This is a genomic window from Calothrix anomala FACHB-343 (genome assembly GCF_014696435.1).
Taxonomy (GTDB): domain Bacteria; phylum Cyanobacteriota; class Cyanobacteriia; order Cyanobacteriales; family Nostocaceae; genus Aulosira; species Aulosira anomala_A.
In genome coordinates, this window is sequence record NZ_JACJQG010000035.1 from 41326 (window position 1) to 64212 (window position 22887).

Annotated in this window: 28 protein-coding genes; 14 read left to right on the plus strand and 14 right to left on the minus strand. The window is 42.7% G+C overall.

Features of this window, described 5'->3' with window-relative positions; translation table 11 throughout:
* Positions 1–480: 480 nt before the first annotated feature.
* Positions 481–4089: a DUF4912 domain-containing protein gene (locus tag H6G08_RS19935; protein WP_190546056.1), complete on the minus strand. Its 3609-nt coding sequence runs from the start codon at positions 4087–4089 to the stop codon at positions 481–483.
* A gap of 854 nt (positions 4090–4943) precedes the next feature.
* Positions 4944–5819 carry a ferritin-like domain-containing protein gene (locus H6G08_RS19940; protein ID WP_190546058.1) on the minus strand — a complete coding sequence of 292 codons (876 nt, stop codon included), beginning with the start codon at positions 5817–5819 and terminating at the stop codon, positions 4944–4946.
* A gap of 448 nt (positions 5820–6267) precedes the next feature.
* Here H6G08_RS19940 and gifA point away from each other — a divergent pair, with 448 nt between their 5' ends.
* Positions 6268–6468, plus strand: a complete 201-nt coding sequence (gifA, locus tag H6G08_RS19945; protein ID WP_096642359.1) for a glutamine synthetase inactivation factor IF7A — start codon at positions 6268–6270, stop codon at positions 6466–6468.
* A 252-nt stretch (positions 6469–6720) separates the two neighbouring features.
* Here gifA and glnA read toward each other — a convergent pair whose 3' ends face one another.
* On the minus strand, positions 6721–8136 hold the full coding sequence (gene glnA / locus H6G08_RS19950; protein WP_190546060.1) for a type I glutamate--ammonia ligase: 1416 nt from the start codon (positions 8134–8136) through the stop codon (positions 6721–6723).
* A gap of 357 nt (positions 8137–8493) precedes the next feature.
* Here glnA and apcB point away from each other — a divergent pair, with 357 nt between their 5' ends.
* On the plus strand, positions 8494–9003 hold the full coding sequence (gene apcB / locus H6G08_RS19955; protein WP_190546062.1) for an allophycocyanin subunit beta: 510 nt from the start codon (positions 8494–8496) through the stop codon (positions 9001–9003).
* A gap of 281 nt (positions 9004–9284) precedes the next feature.
* Here the strand turns inward: apcB and H6G08_RS19960 are convergent, their stop codons facing one another.
* The 8 genes from H6G08_RS19960 to H6G08_RS19995 form a co-directional block, all read right to left on the minus strand.
* Positions 9285–9764, minus strand: a complete 480-nt coding sequence (locus tag H6G08_RS19960; protein WP_190546064.1) for a hypothetical protein — start codon at positions 9762–9764, stop codon at positions 9285–9287.
* A 117-nt stretch (positions 9765–9881) separates the two neighbouring features.
* Positions 9882–10247 carry a hypothetical protein gene (locus H6G08_RS19965; RefSeq protein WP_190546066.1) on the minus strand — a complete coding sequence of 122 codons (366 nt, stop codon included), beginning with the start codon at positions 10245–10247 and terminating at the stop codon, positions 9882–9884.
* Positions 10237–10581, minus strand: a complete 345-nt coding sequence (locus tag H6G08_RS19970; protein ID WP_190546149.1) for a hypothetical protein — start codon at positions 10579–10581, stop codon at positions 10237–10239. Before H6G08_RS19970 ends, H6G08_RS19965 begins: the two co-directional genes overlap by 11 nt.
* Positions 10581–10997 (minus strand): hypothetical protein, encoded by a 417-nt coding sequence (locus H6G08_RS19975; protein WP_190546068.1) that lies wholly within the window; start codon positions 10995–10997, stop codon positions 10581–10583. Before H6G08_RS19975 ends, H6G08_RS19970 begins: the two co-directional genes overlap by 1 nt.
* A gap of 50 nt (positions 10998–11047) precedes the next feature.
* Positions 11048–12082: a hypothetical protein gene (locus H6G08_RS19980; RefSeq protein ID WP_190546071.1), complete on the minus strand. Its 1035-nt coding sequence runs from the start codon at positions 12080–12082 to the stop codon at positions 11048–11050.
* The gene (locus tag H6G08_RS19985; protein ID WP_190546072.1) at positions 12079–14439 is read right to left on the minus strand and encodes a collagen-like domain-containing protein; all 2361 of its coding nucleotides are present in this window, start codon (positions 14437–14439) and stop codon (positions 12079–12081) included. The genes H6G08_RS19980 and H6G08_RS19985 overlap by 4 nt, the downstream gene beginning before the upstream one ends.
* A 13-nt stretch (positions 14440–14452) precedes the next feature.
* Positions 14453–14875 (minus strand): hypothetical protein, encoded by a 423-nt coding sequence (locus tag H6G08_RS19990; RefSeq protein ID WP_190546074.1) that lies wholly within the window; start codon positions 14873–14875, stop codon positions 14453–14455.
* Between the two features lie 2 nt (positions 14876–14877).
* Complete coding sequence (locus H6G08_RS19995; protein WP_190546076.1) at positions 14878–15207, minus strand: hypothetical protein; 330 nt, start codon at positions 15205–15207, stop codon at positions 14878–14880.
* Between the two features lie 202 nt (positions 15208–15409).
* Between H6G08_RS19995 and H6G08_RS20000 the strand changes: the two genes are divergently transcribed.
* The 4 genes from H6G08_RS20000 to H6G08_RS20015 are packed head-to-tail and all read left to right on the plus strand — an operon-like array spanning position 15410 to position 16590.
* Positions 15410–15985 carry a tyrosine-type recombinase/integrase gene (locus H6G08_RS20000; protein WP_190546078.1) on the plus strand — a complete coding sequence of 192 codons (576 nt, stop codon included), beginning with the start codon at positions 15410–15412 and terminating at the stop codon, positions 15983–15985.
* The gene (locus H6G08_RS20005) at positions 15982–16155 is read left to right on the plus strand and encodes a hypothetical protein (RefSeq protein ID WP_190546080.1); all 174 of its coding nucleotides are present in this window, start codon (positions 15982–15984) and stop codon (positions 16153–16155) included. Before H6G08_RS20000 ends, H6G08_RS20005 begins: the two co-directional genes overlap by 4 nt.
* Complete coding sequence (locus tag H6G08_RS20010; RefSeq protein WP_190546082.1) at positions 16152–16319, plus strand: hypothetical protein; 168 nt, start codon at positions 16152–16154, stop codon at positions 16317–16319. The genes H6G08_RS20005 and H6G08_RS20010 overlap by 4 nt, the downstream gene beginning before the upstream one ends.
* Positions 16303–16590 (plus strand): hypothetical protein, encoded by a 288-nt coding sequence (locus H6G08_RS20015; RefSeq protein ID WP_190546085.1) that lies wholly within the window; start codon positions 16303–16305, stop codon positions 16588–16590. The genes H6G08_RS20010 and H6G08_RS20015 overlap by 17 nt, the downstream gene beginning before the upstream one ends.
* Here H6G08_RS20015 and H6G08_RS20020 read toward each other — a convergent pair.
* The 3 genes from H6G08_RS20020 to H6G08_RS20030 are packed head-to-tail and all read right to left on the minus strand — an operon-like array spanning position 16587 to position 17873.
* Complete coding sequence (locus tag H6G08_RS20020; protein WP_190546086.1) at positions 16587–16790, minus strand: hypothetical protein; 204 nt, start codon at positions 16788–16790, stop codon at positions 16587–16589. The genes H6G08_RS20015 and H6G08_RS20020 overlap by 4 nt on opposite strands.
* Positions 16783–17556 carry a hypothetical protein gene (locus tag H6G08_RS20025; RefSeq protein ID WP_190546088.1) on the minus strand — a complete coding sequence of 258 codons (774 nt, stop codon included), beginning with the start codon at positions 17554–17556 and terminating at the stop codon, positions 16783–16785. Before H6G08_RS20025 ends, H6G08_RS20020 begins: the two co-directional genes overlap by 8 nt.
* Before the next feature lie 44 nt (positions 17557–17600).
* Positions 17601–17873, minus strand: coding sequence for a helix-turn-helix transcriptional regulator (locus H6G08_RS20030; protein ID WP_190546090.1), 273 nt, complete (start codon positions 17871–17873; stop codon positions 17601–17603).
* Positions 17874–18448: 575 nt separating this feature from the next.
* On the opposite strand from H6G08_RS20030, the gene H6G08_RS20035 reads away from it, so the two are divergent.
* The 8 genes from H6G08_RS20035 to H6G08_RS20070 all read left to right on the plus strand — a co-directional run bounded on the left by H6G08_RS20035 (position 18449) and on the right by H6G08_RS20070 (position 22886).
* On the plus strand, positions 18449–18811 hold the full coding sequence (locus H6G08_RS20035; RefSeq protein ID WP_190546093.1) for a hypothetical protein: 363 nt from the start codon (positions 18449–18451) through the stop codon (positions 18809–18811).
* 147 nt (positions 18812–18958) lie between these two features.
* Positions 18959–19147 carry a hypothetical protein gene (locus tag H6G08_RS20040; protein ID WP_190546095.1) on the plus strand — a complete coding sequence of 63 codons (189 nt, stop codon included), beginning with the start codon at positions 18959–18961 and terminating at the stop codon, positions 19145–19147.
* Positions 19148–19150: 3 nt separating this feature from the next.
* A complete protein-coding gene (locus H6G08_RS20045) occupies positions 19151–19450 on the plus strand; it encodes a hypothetical protein (RefSeq protein WP_190546097.1) in 300 nt (99 codons plus the stop codon).
* A 2-nt stretch (positions 19451–19452) separates the two neighbouring features.
* Positions 19453–19686, plus strand: a complete 234-nt coding sequence (locus H6G08_RS20050) for a hypothetical protein (RefSeq protein ID WP_190546099.1) — start codon at positions 19453–19455, stop codon at positions 19684–19686.
* Positions 19673–19906 (plus strand): hypothetical protein, encoded by a 234-nt coding sequence (locus tag H6G08_RS20055; RefSeq protein WP_190546101.1) that lies wholly within the window; start codon positions 19673–19675, stop codon positions 19904–19906. Before H6G08_RS20050 ends, H6G08_RS20055 begins: the two co-directional genes overlap by 14 nt.
* Complete coding sequence (locus tag H6G08_RS20060) at positions 19896–20303, plus strand: hypothetical protein (protein WP_190546103.1); 408 nt, start codon at positions 19896–19898, stop codon at positions 20301–20303. The genes H6G08_RS20055 and H6G08_RS20060 overlap by 11 nt, the downstream gene beginning before the upstream one ends.
* A gap of 298 nt (positions 20304–20601) precedes the next feature.
* Positions 20602–21987, plus strand: a complete 1386-nt coding sequence (locus H6G08_RS20065) for an IS110 family transposase (RefSeq protein ID WP_190546105.1) — start codon at positions 20602–20604, stop codon at positions 21985–21987.
* A gap of 80 nt (positions 21988–22067) precedes the next feature.
* The gene (locus H6G08_RS20070) at positions 22068–22886 is read left to right on the plus strand and encodes a TlyA family RNA methyltransferase (protein WP_190546107.1); all 819 of its coding nucleotides are present in this window, start codon (positions 22068–22070) and stop codon (positions 22884–22886) included.
* Position 22887: the final 1 nt, after the last annotated feature.

Below are 22887 nucleotides of genomic sequence, written 5' to 3' on the forward strand. Positions count from 1 at the left end.
TTTAACAAAATTTCCCCAATATTTATGAGTAGACTGCTATTTATCCAATCAAATTGACTGTTAGTTTTGCACAGAACACGCAGATTCAAGGCGTTCAGAGGACTGTGACTGAAGCGCTTGAGCAGTCTATTCACCTTTATTTGTATTGTACATCCATATCTAAATTAGCTAAAGGGAAAATTGGAATGGGGCATTGGGCATTGGGCATGGGGCATTGGGCATGGGGCATTGGGCATTGCCATGCCCTCTAGAATATTTTTGATGTGCCGTAAACCCTATTTAAATTAGTATAAGAATCCCCCAGCCAGAGTTTTAGCCTGGTGGGGGAAGGTTGTATTAGGGGTTAGGGGTTAGGGGCGAGCAATTTTTTGATGAGGAATACCTTGTGAATCTGTCTTTCCCATGACGCCAGTTCGCTCAAGTCGGGAAACCCGCCCACGCGACTGGCTCCCCAATGCCCAATGCCCCATGCCCCATGCCCTATACTTCTGGATTATCTTGGGAGAATTTCTTATGAATGCTTCTAGTCTGCTGTCCGTTAGCAGAAGTTGCTGTCATTAGATATTCGATTAAGCTGTCAGAATAGGGAATGCGGAAATGGAAAGTACCATCTGGCTTGAGTTTGATGGGATGTCCGGCGATGTTGACGGTTGCGTCTGGTTCGGTTGCGCCGTGAATAATGATTTCTGCGTCGGCGACAAACCAAAAATCAGGATAGGGACGGCTGAAGACACGCACAGTGCTAGAACGTGCTAGCGTTACCCAAGGTTCGCTTTCTTGTTGATAGCCAATTTCGACGATGTAGTCTCTATCGCTGTTGGGAATGGCGACAAAGCGATCGCCTGAAAATACCTCACAATCGTACTGTTGTACTAGCTGGGGATGTTGATAACTCAAGTCGAGATGGGTGACATCGTACAGCTTAATTGTCAGTTGGGAAATTCCACTATTATTTAATAGTTGCTGTTCAGTTTCCGCAAAGTACCAAGTCACATAAGCCCATTTGGCTGTGCGGGGTGTGAGTGTAATAGTACTTTCTATCGGTTCGCGATCTGTCTCTAGTAAGCCAGCATTTTCTGGATCTTCTGTACCAACTGGACTGAAAAAGCGCACGGTTTGCGATCGCGCGATCGCTATCCAATTTTCGCCATCTGCAGCATAGCCAATTTCGGCGATGTAATTGCGATCGCTCACAGGAATTTCGATGACGCTACTTTCGGTTGCGGAATCAAATTCATATTGCTGGATAAACTGCGGGGTTTGGTAGCTGAGATCGATTCCCGTGACATCATACAACCGCAAGCTTAATTGACGACCTGATTGTTGCAATACTTGCTTGTTGACATCAGAAATTTGCCATGAGACTTGAGCCGATTTTGCGCTTTGATGTGTGAAGGTAATACTGTCTTGGAGATTATCGGCTAAATCATCATCATTATCTTCACCGGGTAAAGCGGGGTTGCTAAATACACGCACAGTCGGGGAATGGGCAATTTTCACCCAGCGATCGCCTGTTGTGACATAGCCAATTTCGGCGAAGTAATTGCGATCGCTTGCGGGAATGGCTATAAAGCGATCCTGTGCTGTATCGTCACATTCATATTGCTGCACCAAATGGGGAGTCTGATAACTCAAATCGATATCAGTCACATCGTACAGTCGCAGCGCTAACCGGGAATCAGCATCTTCTATTGCTTGTTTTTCATTGTCAGAAATGTGCCAAGATGCATAAGCCCATTTCGGTGTATGGGGTCTGAGGTTAACGCTATCCTTGACATTACCATTTGTCGCTGCACTAACTTCTGCTGTCTCTACTGGTGCATCGCTGATATTATCATTAACTTCCACATCTGGATTATTGCCAGAAATTGATGCCCAAGCGCCAATTCCTACACCAGCTGCTACTGCTGCGCCACCAGCTAATGCGCCTAAGTTACCCAGAGATACATCTTCTGGTGCATTTGCAGATGTTTCATCTGTTTGTTCTGGGAAATTTGAGACGATTTCGATGATTTCTTCTTCTGTATCGTCAGGGAATGATTCTGCTGCGTCTGCAACCGCATCTAATGCTAAGTCTTGAACATCAGCTGTATCGGGAATTGTCGCGGCTGTCTCAATGACAGGTAAATCTACATCTGCTGTTTGTTCCGTCACATCTGCTACATCATGTATAGTCGCATCTGTGTCAATTACGGGTAAGTCTACATCTGTTATCTGTTCGGGAATGTCTGGTAAATCTGGGATTGTCGCGGCTGTTTCAATGACAGGTAAATCTTCATCTGCTGTCTGTTCCGTCACATCCCCAACATCGGGAATTGTGGCGGCTGTTTCAATTATCGGTAAATCTTCACCTGCTGTCTGTTCCGTCACATCCGCAACATCGGGAATTGTCCCTGCTGTTTCAATCACGGGTAAATTTTCGTCTGCTGTCTGTGCGGTTACATCTGTGGGAATTGTCCCTGCTGTATCCATCACAGGTAATTCAGACTCTGGTGCATCCCAGATAGCATAATTGCTGTTACCGATAGAAGTATTTTGCTCGGTAGAATTTGCTACTGTATCAGCAACACCAGCTGCTATGGCTGCACCTCCTAAAGCGGCACCGCCAATTGTGGCGATCGCATCTACATTATTAGACTCTAACGGCGGTTGTTCTTCTGCCGCGTTTTGAATATCCGATGCTACTACTTGCTGCCCAGAATTCTCAGTACCTAGAGATGGTTCTTCCTCTTTGGCTAAATCGCTGTTAGTTGCTGGGGCTTCTGGTATGTGGGGATAGGAAGTATTTACAACTGCTGCTGGGGCTTCTGCATCCCAAGCATTGTCATCATTAATACTAACATCCTCAGTCGATGTATTTAGAGATATCGGTTGTGATGGTGGTGCAGTCGGTACTGATTCTACATCTTTATCTGCTGTTTCCGCTTCTGGCGAGGGTTTTTTGCGGGAAAACACAAACCAGCTACCTAAACCACCCAGTAACAACAAAGGTAATAGAATTAACAATGGCGTTGGTAAAGTGCCATTGTTACTCGCAGCAGAATTTACTGATGACTCGTTAGGCGCAGCAGTTGTATTTGCATCGGCGGTGGTAGTTGTCGCCTCAGATACAGGTGAGGTATTAGTTGCAACCGTTGTCGCTTCTGGTGTTGGGGCGTTCGCGGTAGCTAATGTAGGTAATTGTCCTTGAGCGATCGCGGCGGCTTCTGATGTTCTGGCTGTTTCGATGGCTTGCTGTCCTGGAGGTGCGATCGCAAAGCCTAAAAAACTAGCCGCGCCAAGGCTGGGATTTTTCTTGTAGACGTAAACTAAAGGTTGGGAAAAGACATATTTTTCTTCTGTGGGCGTAGCTTTATCTATGGGGACAACCCGCACGCCAGGTATTTGCGATACTTGATTAGCTAAGGCATAGCTAATTCCGTCATTACCCAATTGTTTGACAATTTCTACAGTATTATCATCAGTCACTTGAGTTGCTGTAGAACCTGTAGCAAAAGTAGCCGCCTTAAAGGCTGGATAAGTCCGAAAAGTATTGCGAGTGTCGCTAGTTGTCGGACGATCGATCAGACGGATTTTACCCTTAACACCGCCAACTTCCGACCAATCTGTAATTCTTCCTCGGAAAATCCGCGCAAATTCTCTACTACTCAAGCCACCTTTAAAAGGATTGTCCGCACCGACAATCACCGCTATTTTTTCTCGGTACAAGCGCACTTGCTCTAAACCTTGTGCCCGTTCTTCTTTCGTCAAGCCACGACCTAATGCGGCGATATCTACACTACCATCTAGTACAGCTTTCAGTGCCGCCTTAGTACCATTCGCTTGAACTTCAACCTTCGATCCAGAAAATTGCTGTTCAAAACTTTGTTTGAGGTTTTGGTTGATTGCATTCAAGGCACTTGAGCCATCAATCCGCACTGTAGTCCCATTTTCTACTGTTGTTGGTAAGGGAAAAGCGGGAGCATCAGTTGCAGATTGTGCCAGTATCTGTTTTGGTACTAAAAGATTTACAGCCATAGGCATAGTACCCACAGCCAGCAGTAATGCCAAACGGAATATTGCACTATCTTGTTTCGATTTTTGCCACATATGCTCCTTATCAGGGTACAGAAATACAGAAATTCGGCCAGCTTTAACGTTATGTTTATATACGATTAAATAGGAGACGCGCTAATTATACATCTCCATAAACTTTCTTCTAAATTTACTTTGAACCTGATTCTGGACGTAATACTGCGTCTAACTTTATCTTGTCTGCCCTCCAGATTCATAGACTGTTTATTTTTTTTAAAGTATCTCAGCTGTAGGTTTCCAGCCAAGTTTGCAGATATGGCTGCTGAAAGTTGACTGTTGACCGTTGACTGTTAACCGGGTTTTATTTTAGCTTGATGTCTTAATCTCTCTGGCTACAGCTATCAGGGACTTGCAAATAAAAAAATATTCCAATCATTAACTTACCAAATCCGCAACTCGTAGGGGCGGGGTAACCCATTGGTGTCAACTTAACGCGAAACCCACTTGGTGAAGAGGTTTCGCCCTCACTCCCAGCCCCTCGCTTACCCAATAAACCGCCGTCACCCTCGAAGGGTGCGGCTAATTGAACATGAGCTTACCTGCGTGGGCTAAGAAAATCTAGCCCACGCAGGTGGGCTTTGTAACGTTAGCCCCAGGCTTACAGCCTGTGGGCGATCTGTTGGGTAAGTCAGAGATACTTAAGTTGACACAGGTGGGCGTAACCCCGCCCCTACGAGTTGGCATAATTTATTTTTTGGAGTTCCCTAAGTACAAATATTTTCTTTAGTTGAATTTACCAAGACTGAAGTAGCGAAAATTTTCTTGATTATTCAATGCTCAATAGTCAATGGTCATAGAGACGCGATTAATCGCGTCTGTACAATTGTCCCCCTTGTCTCCCTTGTCCTCCTTGTCCTTCTTCCTAACCCCTAACCCCTATTTTGAACGCCATTGAGGAACATGGGCACAAATTTCTCCATAAATGCTTGAGGATCTCGTTCCCATGCTTTTTGGGCAACTTGAAGCCTTGTGAATTGCAATTCCGGTGCTAGCAATGTTTGTGGTAACCGTTCCATTAGGTATTGGGGACGTTGCCATACAGGCATAGTATTAGCCACATCCATTAACTTAGCAACTCGTCGCAGTTCTGCACCTAAGGTAATATCCATCCCAGACTCAAAAGCCGCTTGTTCAATTGCTGCATACTTGCACTTGGCTTGCTCAACTTTTTGCCGATGTTCTGGGCTTTTATCTGCTATTTGTGCTAACCAACGATTACCCCAGCGCACATGTCCGGCTTCCTCTGGCAAAATCCTTTCTATGGTTTCGCGAATTTTAAGATTTTCTTCAGTTTGTGGTGCTTGTTTTAATGCATATATGTGAGCAGAGAAATACTCACAACCACGCTTTTCGGTAATGTTAATCGCTGCTAACCCAGAAATTACAGCGTCTTCTAAGTCAGTTTTGGTATTGAAGTAGTCTCGATCTATGAGGCGATCGAATTCGTCGATATAAGAAGTCCCTGGTGGTTTGCCAATATCTGCCCCTAAATCTACCAGCAAATCTGTCAGCCACATAGCATGACGCGCTTCATCAGATATATGGTGTGATAAATCTTTAATCAGTTCCTTGGGCTGTCCATCTAGCTGTTCAATTACCTCTGTCAAGTCTTTGCAACTGCGTTGTTCGCTGTATCGGTAGCGGTTGAGGATAATTAAATGCAATTCGCGATCGCTTACTACTCTTTTGAGAATATCGCGCGCGCTCATTCCGTTCGGAGATTTTCTGGGATAGATAACTGTCATAGTTGGATTAACTTTTGTTAACTATGTTTTCATCTGCTTTTGATGGTAACTTAGTTACCTTTGATCAAACAGCAGCAAGCTGGAGAATCTTACTTCTCAGTAAAATCCCTGCCTTCTCGAGAATCAACTCATCGGCAATTTCCCAGAAATTACGGTTTTGGACTTTCTGAGAATTTCCCCCTCAAATATAAATAACTGTAATAAACCAGCAATTGACCTTAAGACAGGCTTATATCTTTTTGGAGAACATCCTGAAGCTAGATGCCTATGCATAATAAGCATTTGCGGCTGATGCCATATAGTTTTCTTCCGCGATAAAGTAATATTTATTGTTAAGTTTTGTTGCAAAAATCTATTTTGTAGCTGTTGTTACAGAATTGTTTGCTATATTAATTAAAAGAAAGACGAAACCAATTATTTATAACTAAAAAATAGAGAGGACTAGGTTATGTCTATTGAAGAAAAATCTCGTGCAATTATGGTGCGTCAATATCAAGAAGTAAAGAAACGTCAACAATCGATGCTGATGCGTAGCGCACAAGAACTTGGTCTTCCTGAAGAAATGTCTCATTATTGGAATCCTATTCAAGGTAAAGTAGACCAAGCTTCGCGTACACTTTATGGCAGTAGCCACGCTGGTATGAGTTAGGTTGGAAGTGTAATTTAGCTGAGTTCAAGGAGAAACAAATACACCATGACTGATAAATCAGGTGTCTCAGCTTTAATCAAAACCCCCTTAATTTGAAAGGGGGTTTTGCATCCTGATAACGATTAACTTAAAAAAAAAGCCACCCTCAGGGGTGGCTTAAAAATTAGCAGCAAGAAATATTCAGTTGCAAAAGGTAGAAAACTTATCTCTTCAGCTTTCTTTCCTGATGCCTGCTGATGCTAGTTATCAAAATTAGCAATCGTAGTACAGATAAAATTCGTAAGGATGAGGACGTAGTTGTAACTGCTTAACTTCGTTAACTAGCTTGTACTCAATCCAGTTTTGGATAAAGTCTTCTGTGAATACACCAGTATCTGTTAAGAAAGCATGATCGTTTTCCAGCGCTGACAATGCTAAATCTAGAGAACCGGGCGTAGAAGGAATCTTCGCCAGTTCTTCTGGAGATAGTTCATAGATGTTCTTATCTAAAGGTTCGCCGGGATGGATTTTATTTTTGATACCATCAATACCAGCACAAAGCATAGCAGCAAACGCTAAGTAAGGGTTAGAGGTAGCGTCTGGACAACGGAACTCTAAACGCTTGGCTTTGGGGTTATTACCAGACAGAGGAATCCGCACAGAAGCAGAACGGTTACCTTGGGAGTAAGCCAAGTTAACTGGTGCTTCATAACCAGGTACTAGACGCTTGTAAGAGTTGGTGGTGGGGTTGGTGATTCCCAATAATGCTGGTGCGTGTTTGAGGATACCACCGATGTAATACAGTGCCATTTCGCTCAAACCAGCATATTTATCACCGCCAAATAGGGGTTTACCATCTTTCCAGATAGACTGGTGACAGTGCATACCCGAACCGTTATCACCAAAAATGGGTTTTGGCATAAAGGTGACGGTTTTACCATATTTTCTGGCAACGTTCTTGATGACATATTTGTAAGTCATCAGCCAGTCTGCTGCTTCGATTAGCTTACCAAATCTAAAACCCAGTTCGCATTGACCACCGGTGGCAACTTCGTGGTGCTGCTTTTCAATGGGTACGCCGCAAGCTGCCATTGTTAACAGCATTTCTGTACGGATATCTTGGAAGCTATCAGTGGGCGGTACTGGGAAGTAGCCTTCTTTGAAGCGTGTTTTATAACCTAAGTTGGGACTTTCTTTTCTACCTGTGTTCCAACGACCTTCTACAGAATCTACATGGTAGTAGCCTTCGTTAGCGGTTTGGTCATAACGGACATCATCAAAAATGAAAAATTCGGCTTCAGGGCCAAAGAAGGCTGTGTCACCAAGTCCTGTAGAAACTAAGTAGTCTACGGCTTTTTGAGCAATAACGCGGGGACAGCGATTATACCATTCGCCTGTGCGAGGTTCTTTAATGCTACAAATTATACTTAGTGTTGGCTCTTTCATGAATGGATCGATCCAGGCAGTGTTTGGATCGAGAACCATTGTCATGTCTGACTCTTCGATGCCTTTCCAACCCCGAATACTGGAACCGTCGAAAGGTACACCATCAGTGAATGAACTCTCATCGATTTGGTTATGGTACACAGTGAGGTGCTGCCATGTCCCTGGTGCATCGATGAATTTGAGATCAATCATCTGAATTTTTTCGTCTTGAATTCTTTTCAAGACTTCTTGTGGGGTTGTCATTGTTACTCCTTCTCTGCCAATTAAATAAACTCAACCTAGAATCTTCAAAGCTTGCTGACCCTGCTGAGATGAACCCAATTGTGACACACCTGGAATATCCTAATGATAGGAGATTAAGAAAATTTGTAGTTTTTGTTACAGTTCTTTTAGTTTCCGAGTTATTTAACCTTTCTGTAACATCTGTACAAAACTCAAACATATCATCTCATAGGGGGCAACTTTGGCATAAAATCCTTAAGTAGCGGATAGATTGTTTTGTGCCGAAATCTATATTGTAATTGGCACAAAAAATGACTGTGCATAAAAGCAGCCAAATAAATATCAAACCATAGATAGTATTGATTGGGAGAAACCAGAATGCGCGATGCAGTAACAACTTTAATTAAGAATTATGACGTAGTTGGACGGTATTTTGACCGGAATGCGCTCGACAGCCTTAAATCCTACTTTGATAGTGGTACTGCAAGAGTTCAAGCTGCGGGAGCAATCAATTCCAATGCAGCTGCAATTGTCAAGCAGTCTGGTGCTAAATTATTTGAAGAATTGCCAGAGTTGATTCGCCCTAGCGGGAATGCTTATACAACTCGTCGTTATGCAGCTTGTCTGCGCGATATGGATTACTACTTGCGCTATGCTACATACGCGCTAGTGGCTGGCAATACCAATGTATTGGATGAGCGGGTACTACAAGGGTTGCGCGAAACTTACAATTCTTTAGGCGTACCCATCGGCCCTACAGTACGCGGCGTACAAATTATGAAGGATATCGTCAAGGCACAAGTAGCAGCAGCAGGCGTGGCTAATACCGCCTTTGTTGATGAGCCATTTGACCATATCACTCGCGAATTGAGCGAAACCGATATCTAAATCTCTGGGGCGGGCAATTGTCCACCCCTTAATCATATTAATGGCGATCGCTCTTCAAAACTTTTGGCAAGAGCGATCGCTTTTTTCGTAATACATAAAACTGCGATTAATCCAAAAAATTAAAGGATAAATTAACATTTGCAGATTTGCTAATTAATCTGCTTTTGTCAATGAGCAATTTTGCGGATACAAAAATATCAATGGGGGTCTTCAATTTTGAATTGTAAAATTTTGAATTCCCCAAGAGTGAAGATGGCAGCGAGGAAAATTAGTTACAAAAATTAATAATATTCAATCAGTAACGGCCCTTCGGGAATGAAGCGAGAGGTAAAGTTAGTTTTTTTACCTAAAACTTTTAAAGCAGCTACAGGGATGGGTGCTTTTAACGGTTTTAACTCTTTGACTTCCCAAAAAATTGCCCAAGTAGGTTTATCTGTTGCAGTCGATGGCGGACGAAACTGAGATTTACCTGCATATCTACCATTGCGCGAATTTCCATGACCAATATATAAACCTTGCCAAGCAGCTTCTGAGTTTAGCGGTTGATTAACACAGTTAGAAGCGTAAATTAATACTTCTACTTCTTTATCTCCCCGTAATTCATCGGCTTTACGGAAGACTTCAAAAGCCATGCTACCAAAAGCGACTTTAATTGTTTCATCGCTGAGTTCGTTTTCTAGCTTTTCCATTGTTTCCAATGCAGATAGCAAGTGCATCTCCGGAACAGGTGCCAGAATTGCAAAGGAATTTGTTTTAGCCATGTTCTGTCCCCATATCTTAGCCTTGTCATTATAGTTACGTTTCTGGGAAACCTAAAGGAACACAGATGAAGATAACTGCGATCGCCCTAAATCCGGCACAATAGAATCCCCAGAGAGTTAAAACTGGTCATCGCGGATCTGAAAATTAGACTCCTTACCAAGGAAGCCAGTTATTTGCTTAATCCAGTTTGCAAGGCGGTTGAATTTATGCTCAATCGCTTTATCTGTGGCGTTAAGCCGATAATCGAGAAATACTTTTTTCTCAGAATATTCAGTTAGATGGATATCTAATTTCTTCTCGGTATCGTGAAACCGAATGGCCAGTTTATCTTCAAGCTGATCCATCGTTGTTAAAATGCTGGTTTCAACTTTGGTAATTTTGGCGTTGATATTTGACTCGACTTGAGAAAGTCGATAAATTGCGCCGATGATTAAAAGCAGTCCAGAGATAACAGTAATTGCATTATTAACATCAATTTTCATCTGCTTCAAAAGACAATATTTTTTTAATGCTAATTGTTGTTCTTCCTAAATAAGTATTAGGAAAAAATTCTAATTTAAACCTACCCTTAGGCGGGAGTTCGATTTCTTGATTACTGAAGCCGACTATATAAGAGCCAGAGATTACCCTACCCGGATAATCAATCAAAATGCGTTCTATACGTCCAGCACTTCTATAATTTCGGGTAGGATTTGCTTGAACGCTAATAATTAAATTAGTATCGCTGCTATCAAATACGTAAGGAAAAAGAATAGACTGAATTTGTCTTAAATCCAGCCTATACTCATTCTTAAACACTAGCTGTGTTTCAATCATCACTTTGTAACGAGTGAATATGTCCGTCCGTTGGGACTAACAAAACTAGTCGGCTTCTTACTAGCACCTTGTAAAAATTTCTTAATGTCAGAAATATTAGCGCTAGCGGGAACTGGAACACTCAAGTATTTAACTGCAACGCCTTTTTTTGATGCAGCGCTGCTGTTAGTACCTGGTAGGGGCACTTTAATACGTTTTGCGCCAACAGAACCACGAACGGCGACTTTAACGTCTTTCTTACCCTTGCTAGTTTTGGACGGTTTACGGGTAATTGTCGCCTCTTGGACAATTTTAAATCCAAGTTTTTCGGCGACTGAGCGCAACATATAAACATACTGAGATTTTGCGCCAGCACCTTGTCCAGTACCAGATTTAAACAAAACAGTAGCCCTAGGGCCTAATTTTTTACCTGCCATCTAATTACCTACCTATCTATTAATAAGTTGTGGATAGTCATTAATTAGATTTAGAGATAATCAATGGCATGAACAGTAACATCACCATTGGTTGCGGCTGAGGTGGTAAATGGTAAGTTACCTGAAATAGTTGCACTTCCAGTTTCTAAATCAAACTGAATTTGAATATTATTAGGCTGATTTTCTGCTGGAGTTACCGCTTTTTCTGCTGCTGCAAGCAAGCTTGCCATTTCTAATAGTGCTTCTGGTAATGTATCTGAGGCTAAGTCACCACCACCATTAGCAAAGGTTGAATAGGTAGAACCTAAATAATCAGATACAACAATATCAATTGCGCCACCAGCACCAATAGAAGTTGTTACAGGTAAAGTTGCTGCTACAGCAATTGTTCCCGTATCAAAACTGACTGTAGTCGAAATATTACGTCTAGGTGTCAGTCCTGGGTTAGCACCATTGCGAGAATTTTCAGCAGCATCCAACGCTCTACAAATTTCAAAAAAAGCAGCAGGTAATTGAGTAGATTTTAAAGTTCCGGAAGTACCTGGATCAAAAGTAGACATCTTGTCCTCGTCGTAATAAATGTAATAGCCGTACTTGTAATCAGTCATAGCCGGAAACATCCCCAAATTGGGGGGAATAAACTGAGTTACTGTCTTTGGGGTTAATGTCAAAGACAGCAACTCAGATGATGGAGTAGGAATTACAAGCCGATTATTAACAACAGTGGTACTAAAACTAGTTCGCTCCAAAACCGTATTTACTGCTGGTGGTAGTTCATCAATAGCTGCACTCCAGTCAGTATTAATACTATTCCCTGATGGGGTAATTGCACTATCTCCATCATTACCACTATCAGTAATAGTATTGTCTCTATTTTGAATAATTGATTTTATTGAAGTAGATGGAAGAAATATATACCAGTTTCTCTTCCATTTAAAGGCTATTTTAATTCTCTTTTTTAAGAGCTTTTTAATTAACTGTAACAGATACTTTTCTGAATAATGTATAAGTCTAGCAAACGTAATTAATTTAACGGCTAACCTACCATTAACAACAAAAACAGTATCAAGTTCTACTATCCTCATTTTTTATCTCTTAACTTTTTAGTCCAAGTTGGCACAGTATCTTTTTGACCTGTGGGGAAGAATTGACAGAGTGTAGGAGTTACTGAAACTTCTTTATAATTCTCATTAGAATTAGTAGTTTCTGGTGATTTAATACCTTTTAAATAATCCGGTTCTACATATAGCAATAGCGCTCTTAATACTCGTAAACACTCAGATTCAGTTTTACACCAGACAATAATTTTAGAATTATCATTTAATGTCTGAATACCTCTGTATCTACCTTTCTCATAGTCGGGGAAATTAGGACTGTGATTTTGGTTATACCTGTAGTGGGGTAGTATCAAAGTCCATCGGCTTCTACCTATTTTTCCGTTGCCTAAATTCTCTGCATATTGAATAGCTAATTGAGGTCTTTGACGGGTGCGAGTCTGCCAATAATCAGGTACAGATAAATAAGCTTCAAATTCTTTATTTTTAGCTAAACAAAGTTCAGAATTAGCTTTAAATAATTCCTCATATTCGCCGATGATTGTTGACGAATTACTTGCTGTACCAGTCTTGTTAGCTATGGCTTTAACAGTTTCAGTAACTCTTTTAACTTCCCATTCACCTTGTTCATTCTTAGTACATTGGCAAACAGGAACTTGAACAGGAATAAATTTCACATCCGCATCCTCACCTGGTTTGCCATCAACACCATTACGTCCATCAACGCCAACACCGTTACGCCCATCAACGCCATTACGTCCATCAACGCCATTACGTCCGTCAACGCCATTGCGTCCGTCAGTACCATTGCGTCCATTGATGCCATTGCGACCGTCAACACCATTTCTGCCATCAGTGCCATTGCGCCCGTCAGTACCGTTACGTCCGTCAGTGCCATTGCGGCCGTTAATGCCATTACGCCCATTTGTCCCAGGTAAGCCGCGTAAACCGTTACGCCCGTCAACGCCATTTCTGCCATCGGTTCCATTGCGACCGTCAACACCATTTCTGCCATCGGTTCCATTGCGACCGTCAACCCCGTTACGTCCGTCAATTCCGTTTCTGCCATCGGTTCCATTACGCCCATCAGTACCGTTACGCCCATTTGTCCCAGGTAAGCCGCGTAAACCGTTACGCCCGTCAACGCCATTTCTGCCATCGGTTCCATTGCGACCATCAATTCCGTTTCTTGGGATGGGATAAGGTTTTAAGGGAATAGCATCGCGACCGTTACGCCCATCAACGCCGTTGCGACCAGCCAAACCGTTACGTCCATCAACGCCGTTGCGACCAGCTAAACCGTTACGTCCATCTTTGCCATGTATCACTATGGGCGCTGGCCCAGGAACCTTAATTTCTCTCATGATGGTTTCGACTTTGGTTACTTCAATGGTTACGGTTCTGCCGTCTTGACCATCAACGCCGTTTCTACCTTGCTGCCCATCCCGTCCGTTTAGTCCGTTGCGACCGTCAACGCCGTTTTTACCTTGCTGCCCATCCCGTCCATTTAGTCCGTTGCGACCGTCAACGCCGTTACGCCCGTCCCGTCCTGGTATTCCTTGTCTTCCGTCAACGCCATTTCTACCGTCACGTCCGGGTAATGCTGGTCTTGCGTCCCGTCCTGGTAGTCCTGGTTTGCCATCAATGCCATTTCTACCATCACGTCCGGGTAATGCTGGTCTGCCATCGCGTCCGGGTGGCGCTGCTCTACCATCACGTCCAGGTAAACCGCGCTGTCCATCTCGTCCGTTACGTCCGTCCCGTCCGGTTCTACCGTCACGTCCATCTCGTCCGGCTCTACCGTTAAGTCCATCTCGTCCGGCTCTACCCGCCGGGCCTGGTGTAGCTGCACGATTTCGTAAAAAGCCAACAGCCATTTGCAAACCATTAACAGTAGTTTCTAGTGACAATTGACCGGATTGGATTTCTTGGACTACCTGTTTTAAAAACAAAATTGTGTCAATGATGCTCAGTAGCCTATCAATTTTGTCTAAAACTGAAGCTATGCGACCCAAGGCTGTCGATGCTGTGGTTGCAGCACTAGCAGCAGTGGCAGCCGCAGTCCCAGCAGCAGCTAAGGCGGCGGCCGCAATTGCCGCAGCCGCCGCGGCCGCTGTGAGAATCGCTTTGAGTTCTTTTAATTCGGCGCGAATGTTTTCGGCTTCACCCATTGCAGCAAGTGCTTGCCCAGAAGCGCGATAAGCTTCTGCTAGTGCTTGTTTTGCTGTTCTTCTGGCATATTCGTCTACATTTGAACTTTGATTTTTTAATGCAGATATTTCGGCTCTTAAAGCATTAATCTGTTGCTGTAAGTTGGAACAACAGTCGCACTTGCCAGCACAATTTAAGGCTTGTTGCAAATTATTTATTGTGCTGGAAGCACTCATTTAATTTATCCTGCTAACTACAATTTTTGTTTCTCAATTGACTGGACAATCCTTCAATTTTTGACCATTCAGCATTGGAGATACACTTGCCATTGCATCCCGTACCGCAAGCAATTTCACATTCTGATAATGATTGGTAAATTCCCGGCGTATTATAGGTACTGCTGGGAATGCAAGCACCGTTAATACAATCATATTTAAAAGGATCTAAAATCCATGCAGCAGTACCGTATCTAAAACCCCATCCGGGATTAGGTTCAATGCCGTTTACAAAAACTTTGTAAGCAGTTTCTCCAGCGAAGAAAACCCAAGCTTGGTAGGTAACAATGTATTGTCCAGATGAATTAGGAGGTATGTCAGTACTTGGTAATTCTCTGAATTCATAAGTTCCTGTTGCCCCTACACCAACAATTCCTTCTAAATGCCCTATCGCCATATTTAGTAATCATCTGGATCAATTGTGCTTGTTGTATCTGGTTTTGCAGCGTTAATTGTTAGTTGGTCAACTCTGTATTGGTCGTTGTTTGTTCCCCTAAAAGCAAAACTTGGGAAGCCATTTGCAATATAAATACTCTGGTCTAAATTACTTTCAAAGTTTGTTTGTGATAAAGGTGTTTGCGCTTTTAATAAAATTGCTATTAGTAAACTTTCAGCAGTATTGTTACTTCCTGCTGTTAGTCCTGGTAGGTCTGCTTTTGTAATTGTGATGGTAGTGCTGGTTTGTGTGGCGTTAGCACCGAAAACGTCTGTTAATGTTGGTTCTGCCATTTTGATGATGATTGAAACTCTTTAAATTCTTTTATAAGAGCAATCAAAAAAATAGTAAATCTACATCTTTTACCTAAAAGCTGTAGATTTACTGAGGGGCTGTGATGCTTGCTGTGTCTATACTTGATGAATTATTAATTAATAGCTAATTAAGCTATATACCTGATTTTATTTGCTAAATAGTAAAAGTTGTATATGAGTTATGAAAGTCAACGGTCATGGTCAAGCTAGTGTTTTTTCTAAAAAAGATTATGAAAAAATTTTGCTGCTGACTCCGGGCAAGAATCACCGGATGATTTTTCGGCTGTGTTATTGGACTGCTGCCAGGATGGGTGAGGTTTGCAAGCTGAAAACATCTGATGTTTATTTCCGTACTGGTAAACCGTTTGACAAGATTACTTATGAGAAAGGTTCTACTAAAACTAAGAAGACCCGACAAATACCAGTCAGTGAAACGCTTAAACAACATTTACAAGCCTACTGGCAGGAAATACAGCCGGATTATGATGATTTTTTATTTCCTGGGTTGATTGAAGGTACTCATTTGCAGTTTCAGTCTGCTGATGATGCTTTGCGGCGGGCGATTAAAAAAGCTGGGTTGGATGATATGGGTTACAGCACTCACAGTTTCCGGCGCTCTACTGCTACTCAGTTATCTCGCAGTGGAATAGCTTTACCTGTGATTAAACAAATTACGGGGCATTCTAGTTTACAAAGTCTTCAACTGTACATTGACACTACTGAAGACCAAGTTTTGGGGGCGATCGCAACTCTATGATCAACAAAACCGATTTGATACTTTCCCTTGGTTACCTAATTGGCCAAATACTCAACGGCGATATGGACAACCCCGAAACCCTAGCAAAATCTCTAGAAGGTATCGCTGACCGGGTTTGGGATGAATATGAAGCTGCATTACTTCCGCCGTCGCTTAGGATTGACCCATGAGTTTTAACTCATTGTTGGTTATTCACAAACGCGATCGCACTTCTACACGCCCTGATTCCAAAGAAACGCGATCGCATTTTTTATGGGCATGGGGCATTGGGCATGGGGTGGTAAAATTGCCGTGTCACATGGCAGTTGAGGCTGGTTATGGGTGGAAGAACTAGCACCAGTTGGCCAACTGGTAGCAGTTGGCATCATGGAAAAACCAAAACAATTCGCGTCCCGATTGTTCTGGAACAGCCGGTTATGGATTATGCCAGGACTGTAGATTTAGGCGTTGACCCAGTAGAGCAATTAATAACCGAGTTTTTAAAAATTAAGCGTCGCCAACACAAGCGCCGGATTAATCATGAAAGTGAAATGACTGCTGGTGTACGCTGGGAAATTTTCAACGAGTTCCGGCGCTGGGTGGAGTGCGATCGCAAAAGGCGTTAGTCCATTGAGACGTAGAAAACTCCTGAACCCCCACAATCGCTACATTCTTCTCTATATTCGTTTCCTTCCCATTCTTCCACCACTTCACCGCCACCACCACAGGTTGGGCATTCTATTTCTTCAAAAATCAGATCAATTTCATGCTCCTGAACTTGTCCGGTTTTATATACTTGGGTTTTTTTCTTGGGTTTGTTATTCATTGGTTCCGCTCCATGACTGAATTAGATGCTTAATCTCCCCCGGTGAGTTACCAGATGCGATCGCACTTTCAACCTCAACTTTGCGATTTTGAGCCAAGTGCGATCGCGTATTCCCGCCGGGTATATGAATATGCTTAATCTTCCGGCTTTGCTTATAGCAGTAGCGATAGTAAGAATTGGCTTTACGAGTTGATGGTCTGTACTCTTCCACCCATTGAGTGTGTTCTGGAACGCCAGTAGTAGATCCAAATCCTGGGGTTTTATGTTCTGGAACAGCATTTTTGGTATCACGTTCCAGAACATCGAATTGGCGATGCCTTCGGCGGGCTACGCCTACGCCCCCGATTTTCTCCAAGTATTCAACTATGGGTAAGACTTCCTGTGTATCCTGTTCCAGAACGGTGAAACAGCCATGAGGAACATATAACCAGCCATTGCGGCTGACTGCAATGTTGCCATTGGCTCTAGGGTCTACCCAGGTTACCTGACAAATCAAGTCTTTTTCAGATTTAAACTGATAGTCTTTTTTGAAACTGCCCTTGGTCGCGGCTTCGCATTTTTTCATCCAGTCAGGCGAAAGCTGCACCCAATCCCCCGGCTTAATAAAATGCTCCTGGGCAAGTGGTAATTCAGGAGCATCAGAGAAGGAATTATCTACCTTATGACTATTTTTGTGGTCAACTTTACCACAGTCAGCCGTCGCCACAGTTTCCAGTGCAAATAATGTCAGTTGGCAGGCTGTACCTGGATCGCCTGATTTCTTCATAATGAGATTAGGTATTTACGGCCGCCAACAAGGCGGCTCATTTTCTACTCAGGTTGTGGTAATCGACCACGTGGGCCAAAGTCATCAGGTAAATCCTGAATAGTTCTACCTTTTAACTTCAGTAAACGATCAAGAGCTTTCATCTGGGCAATTGTGAACGTTGGCACAGTATCACCAGCTTCCCATCTACTGATAGTTCTGGCTGTTGTGCCAATAGAACGCCCAAATTCCTCTTGAGACATATCTAGTTCACTTCTTAGGGCTTTCAAGGGTGACTCACCCCCATCTTGTTCTCTGCTCACTCTTTTCTTTACCATAATAACCCGCTTAGACATTATGTCTAGACGGGTTGACAAGTAGCACCCCATACAGACATAATGTCTAGTCATAGACAACAAAAACACCAGCCAAAACGATTGGCTCGGTAAGAAACAGTATTTTGGCTGGTTCCAAAAGTGTCTCACCTTGAAAGTGAAACCAAAACCAGGAAAGTAGCACTTTATGCAATAGCCGTTGAAAACCGATGAAAGGTGATTCAGGCTACCAGTGTCCTGTATGGTGTTTGGCTGAATTTGGGAGAGATGACTTGGTGTTGTCTTATATAAGTCGTGGCTTAGTCAAAGCTGATGACGTGCATTTGTATTGCAGCTGCAATCTGTAAAAGACCTTAGTAGGGCATTCCATAGAGCCAAGGGCTAATTGCTGACCTGGTGACAGGGTGGACTGTGGATATAAGACCTGGGTGAAAATCCCGTAGAGGCTGGCGTGTAGGTAATGGCTCACGCACAGATGCACTCATGAAATTGCTAATTACCGTGTAGTTAGTGATGGATCGCAGTTTTAAAGACAAAAGCGCGCAAACCCCCGCCAGCGCTGGCATTTTATTACTACTATGACCAAAACAAAGTATGTAACCCGAAAAAAACGCATTCGCCAACTAGAAGCAGAAATTGAGCAACTCAAGACCCAGGTGAAAATCCTCACTGAGATGCTGGACAGAACAAACGCTATGCTTTTGCGATCGCGTCCCAGATTAGCGCGTGCAGTTGAGCGAGATATGCATGAATATCTTCAACATGATGAAAATTTACTCCCATCAGAAATGCCACAAGAACTGATGGGGAAAATCACCAGAAAGAAAATTACCCCGCAGCGCCCGCCGCGAAATTTACCACTTGCACCCCGTGCAGACTTGGTAATCAACAGAAATTCTCATGGGCAACAAATCGCCACACACCGCCCATATCAAGCTTAGTCGTCTCGTTAGGAGGTACGTATAACGAAAAACACATGATTTTACGTCCGTCACGTATTTACAACAAAACCATGATTACTCACAGCCAGCAGCACTGGTTGCTGGCTTTTCTGTGACCAATAACCAACACCCAATGACGAACAACCTATGAATCAACTACAAAAACAAAATTTACCCTGGCACATTTACAGACAAGAAAACCCATCTGCTAAATGGGTTTTTCATGAAGGATTTGGAACTCGTGGCGATGCAGAACATTACTTAAACTTTATGGGTAAATATGTACCCCAACTGCAACTTAAACTAGTTTTCGCTCACGCTCAAGTTGAAGTGTAACTCATGGAAATCAAAACTATCAGTTATCAGCGCGTCTTAAACCTGGATAACTACGAAAGTAAACGCTTAGAAATGTTTGCAGAACTGCATCCAGGTGATGATATAGACTCTGAAACTTCCGCTCTTATGGAAACAGTAGAGCGAAAAATCAGAGAGAATGCTGCTAAAAAATATGAGGATGAAATTAACATCCTTCAGCAACAATTAAGCGACCTGAAACAGGAGATAAACCAGCAGATACACGAAGGTATAAGTACATCTCAAAATCAACAAACATCTACCGAACCAGAAGATGCTTGGTAATTATGAGTGATGAATCTGTTACTTTACCAAAAGATTTGTATGTGTTGAACCTCCTAGGGATGGGAGTAGCAATACAATTTCTCGCCAACATAACAGGCGAAGAAATTGAAGCTTGGAAGCAACATATAGGGGCAATAGCTACTGAGCAATACAAAAGCTTATCCCCTCTAGAAATTCAGCGAATAATTGATAATGTGAAAGTTCCTAGAACCGCTTGCCAAAATGATAAATTCTGACATTCCGAATTTCACCCCAGACCCAGCTTGGGATTACTACATCATCTGGCATAGATGCCTAAGAGCTAAAGCCAAAATTGAACTAGCTTTAGCAGCATTAAGTAAACAAGAGGAGTTAAATCTTGATACTAATGAATCTTGCGATGACTTAATCCTTGAAGCTATTGCCGAATTAAATCAAATTGATTTTGAAAAAGAAGAGGATGAAGATGAAGATTAAAAGATTTCATGCACATTTTCTTATCTCAATTGGTAGTTACAGCAATGAAAAACACGGATGGACTGTTGAGTTAGAAGATAATGAAACTGAAGAAGAAGTTGCAAATGAGTTGAGAGAACGAGCTATAAAGATTGTCGGTAAACCCGCTCATGAACTTTATGAAGAGAGAAGTAAAATCGCTCGTGAAGTCGCACAACTGGAAAACAAATTAAACAAATTGCGCCAAGAATGGGACGCTACCGCAGCATTCCTAAAAGCACAAGGATTAAACCCCGATGCACCCTCAATGCCTCAATTTCGTAATCTTCTAACTGCTGTAACAGTTGAATCAGAAGTTGTGACCACTGATGATGACGAAGATGATGATTACGACGAAGATGACGAAGATGATTATTAAATCCGCCTGATGATGGCTACTTGACTCAGTAGCCGAAACGGTAGCCAAAAATGCTACCGTCGTGGGTTGAGTCGCGCAATTCAACTCGCCTCTGGTTTTCCAGAGGGAAATAAAACAGCAGCACGGATTTTTCAATAGAAATGACCTTAAAGGTTTCGCATTTTCATGAATCCACTGCTGTTAATTATTTCCACTGTGCTTGAGTTTAAAAGTGAATTGTTTACACTAATTTGGGTGATTCGTGACTCATTTTAGCACAGTTTTTGCTGCAAAATTTCACCAATTACTGAACCTTGAAATGAGAATATTAGGCTTAGACGTATGTAAAAATAGCGTCGTCGGTTGGTTGATTAATACTGAAGAAAATCTTCCAAAAAACTTTCGAGAATACTTCAGAAAGCATCGCCGCCCAAAGGATAATGACCCATTAACTTTTAAAGCTCACATCGCGGGTATTAACGCACTGTTAGAATTAAAACCAGATGCAATTATCCTTGAACCTACTGGTATACATTACAGTTGGATTTGGGCGCATATTTGCAGCATGGAAAATATAGAAGTTCGCTGGGTTGGTCATGCTGAGGTTAAACATTTCAGGAAGCAAAATAAACTACCTGATAAGAACGACCAAGCAGATGCAGCCGCATTAGCTTTGTATGCTTTCATACACTGGCATAATGATGAGTTCTTCTTACATTTCAATGCTGGAAATGTGGCAAGGTTAAGAGAATTGTGGTTGCAATTGCAGTCTATTAACCGCATACAATCACCACCAATTAACCGCATTCGCCAACAGTTAGCTAAAGAATTTCCCGAAGCTGCTTTATCTGCTACTAAACCTGGTGATGATGGTATGGTTCCTTTGTGGGCTTGGCTAGCCGGACGAGAACGGAACACAGTGCGTAAATCCAGTTATTACGACCGGCTTTATGCTAAATCCATCGCTCCAAAGTACAGAGTCGGAATTTCTGACTTTACCCGTACCCTGGCGAATTTACTATGTGATTTACGGGACTGGGAAAACAAGATGGTAGCTGAAATTCTGGAACTGCTCGATGCTCCTGAATTTATGCCCTACCGCAAAGTTATGACCCAGTTCGGAATTGGCGATCGCCAACAAGCGCTGTTTATTTCCCAAATTTACCCGATTACTAAATTTGAATCATTGGGCAGATTCAAGCGGCGGCTGGGCATGGCCAAAGATGAGGAGTCATCTGGTGATAAGGAAGCTTACAAAACTGGTGGGTCAAGATTTTGTCGCTCCCAGCTGTACTTGTGGGTATTTAACCGCATTGCTCCACACCACGCCAGACCCAAAAACGAAACTGGCCAAAAGCTGGGTGATTTTTACGATCAGCGTAAATCCCAGTTTCAAGACAACCCAGAACTGTGGAAACAAAAAGCACTTAGCAGAACCCAGAAAAAAGCAATGGATGAACTTAGGCGATCGCTCAAAGAATCCCTACTGCCCATGCTTCCCAAAGACCAACAACCACAGATTGAAGCAATTCTCAATTTGACACTGCAAAACATGCAGTTGTCACTTGACCAATCGCTTGCGGGTAAAACTTCTTCTGTAAAGGAAAAGGAAATTAAACGCGGTTTCGGTAATTTAATCATCAGTCAAACTGCTGCTTATGGTCTGAGGCTTATGTTTAAAGAACTTAAGCGCGCTATTGACTAACAATTAACTCCCTTGACAGGGAGTTAAAAAATCATTAGTTCTTAGGCTAAAGTGAAAATGCTCACGACGATCTAGTTAATTTGGCTAAACAACGACTCGATACACTTTTAGTAGAAAGAAATTTATGTACTTCCCGCGCTTTAGCACAGCGACTCATTCAGGCGGGGGAAGTCAGCGTGAATCAGCAGGTTGTAGATAAACCGGGTACAGAAGTTGATATTACTGCTGATATTCAGATTAAAGAGCGATCGCGTTTTGTTTCAAGAGGCGGCGAAAAACTGGCGAAAGCTTTAGAAAACTTTGCAATTCCTGTAGAAGGACGCATTTGTCTAGATGGGGGGATTTCTACAGGTGGCTTTACCGATTGTTTGCTGCAAGCTGGAGCTAAACAAGTTTACGGCATTGATGTGGGTTACGGACAAGTTGACTGGCGCTTACGCAATGACAAGCGGGTAATTTTGCGGGAACGTACCAACTTACGCCAACTACAACCACAGCAATTGTATGGCGAAAACGCTGCCATTCCCGATTTGGCAGTGGTTGATGTTTCGTTTATTTCCTTAACGAAAATCTTGCCAGCTTTGTGGCAACTCACCCAAGCGCCACGGGAAGCAGTATTATTAATCAAGCCACAATTTGAAGTTGGTAAATCCCGCGTTGGTAAAAAAGGCGTGGTGCGCGACCCAAACGACCATGCAGACGCGATTTTCCATGTCTTGCAAGCGGCGGAAAGCTTAGGCTGGAAATATCAAGGTTTAACTTGGTCGCCAATTACCGGGCCTGCAGGGAATATCGAGTATCTTTTATGGTTGAGAATGGATAGCGAAACACCATCGCCTAATTTAGAAGCAATTCAGCATATCACTAAATCAGCGATCGCTAATTTGAGAGAAAATTAAC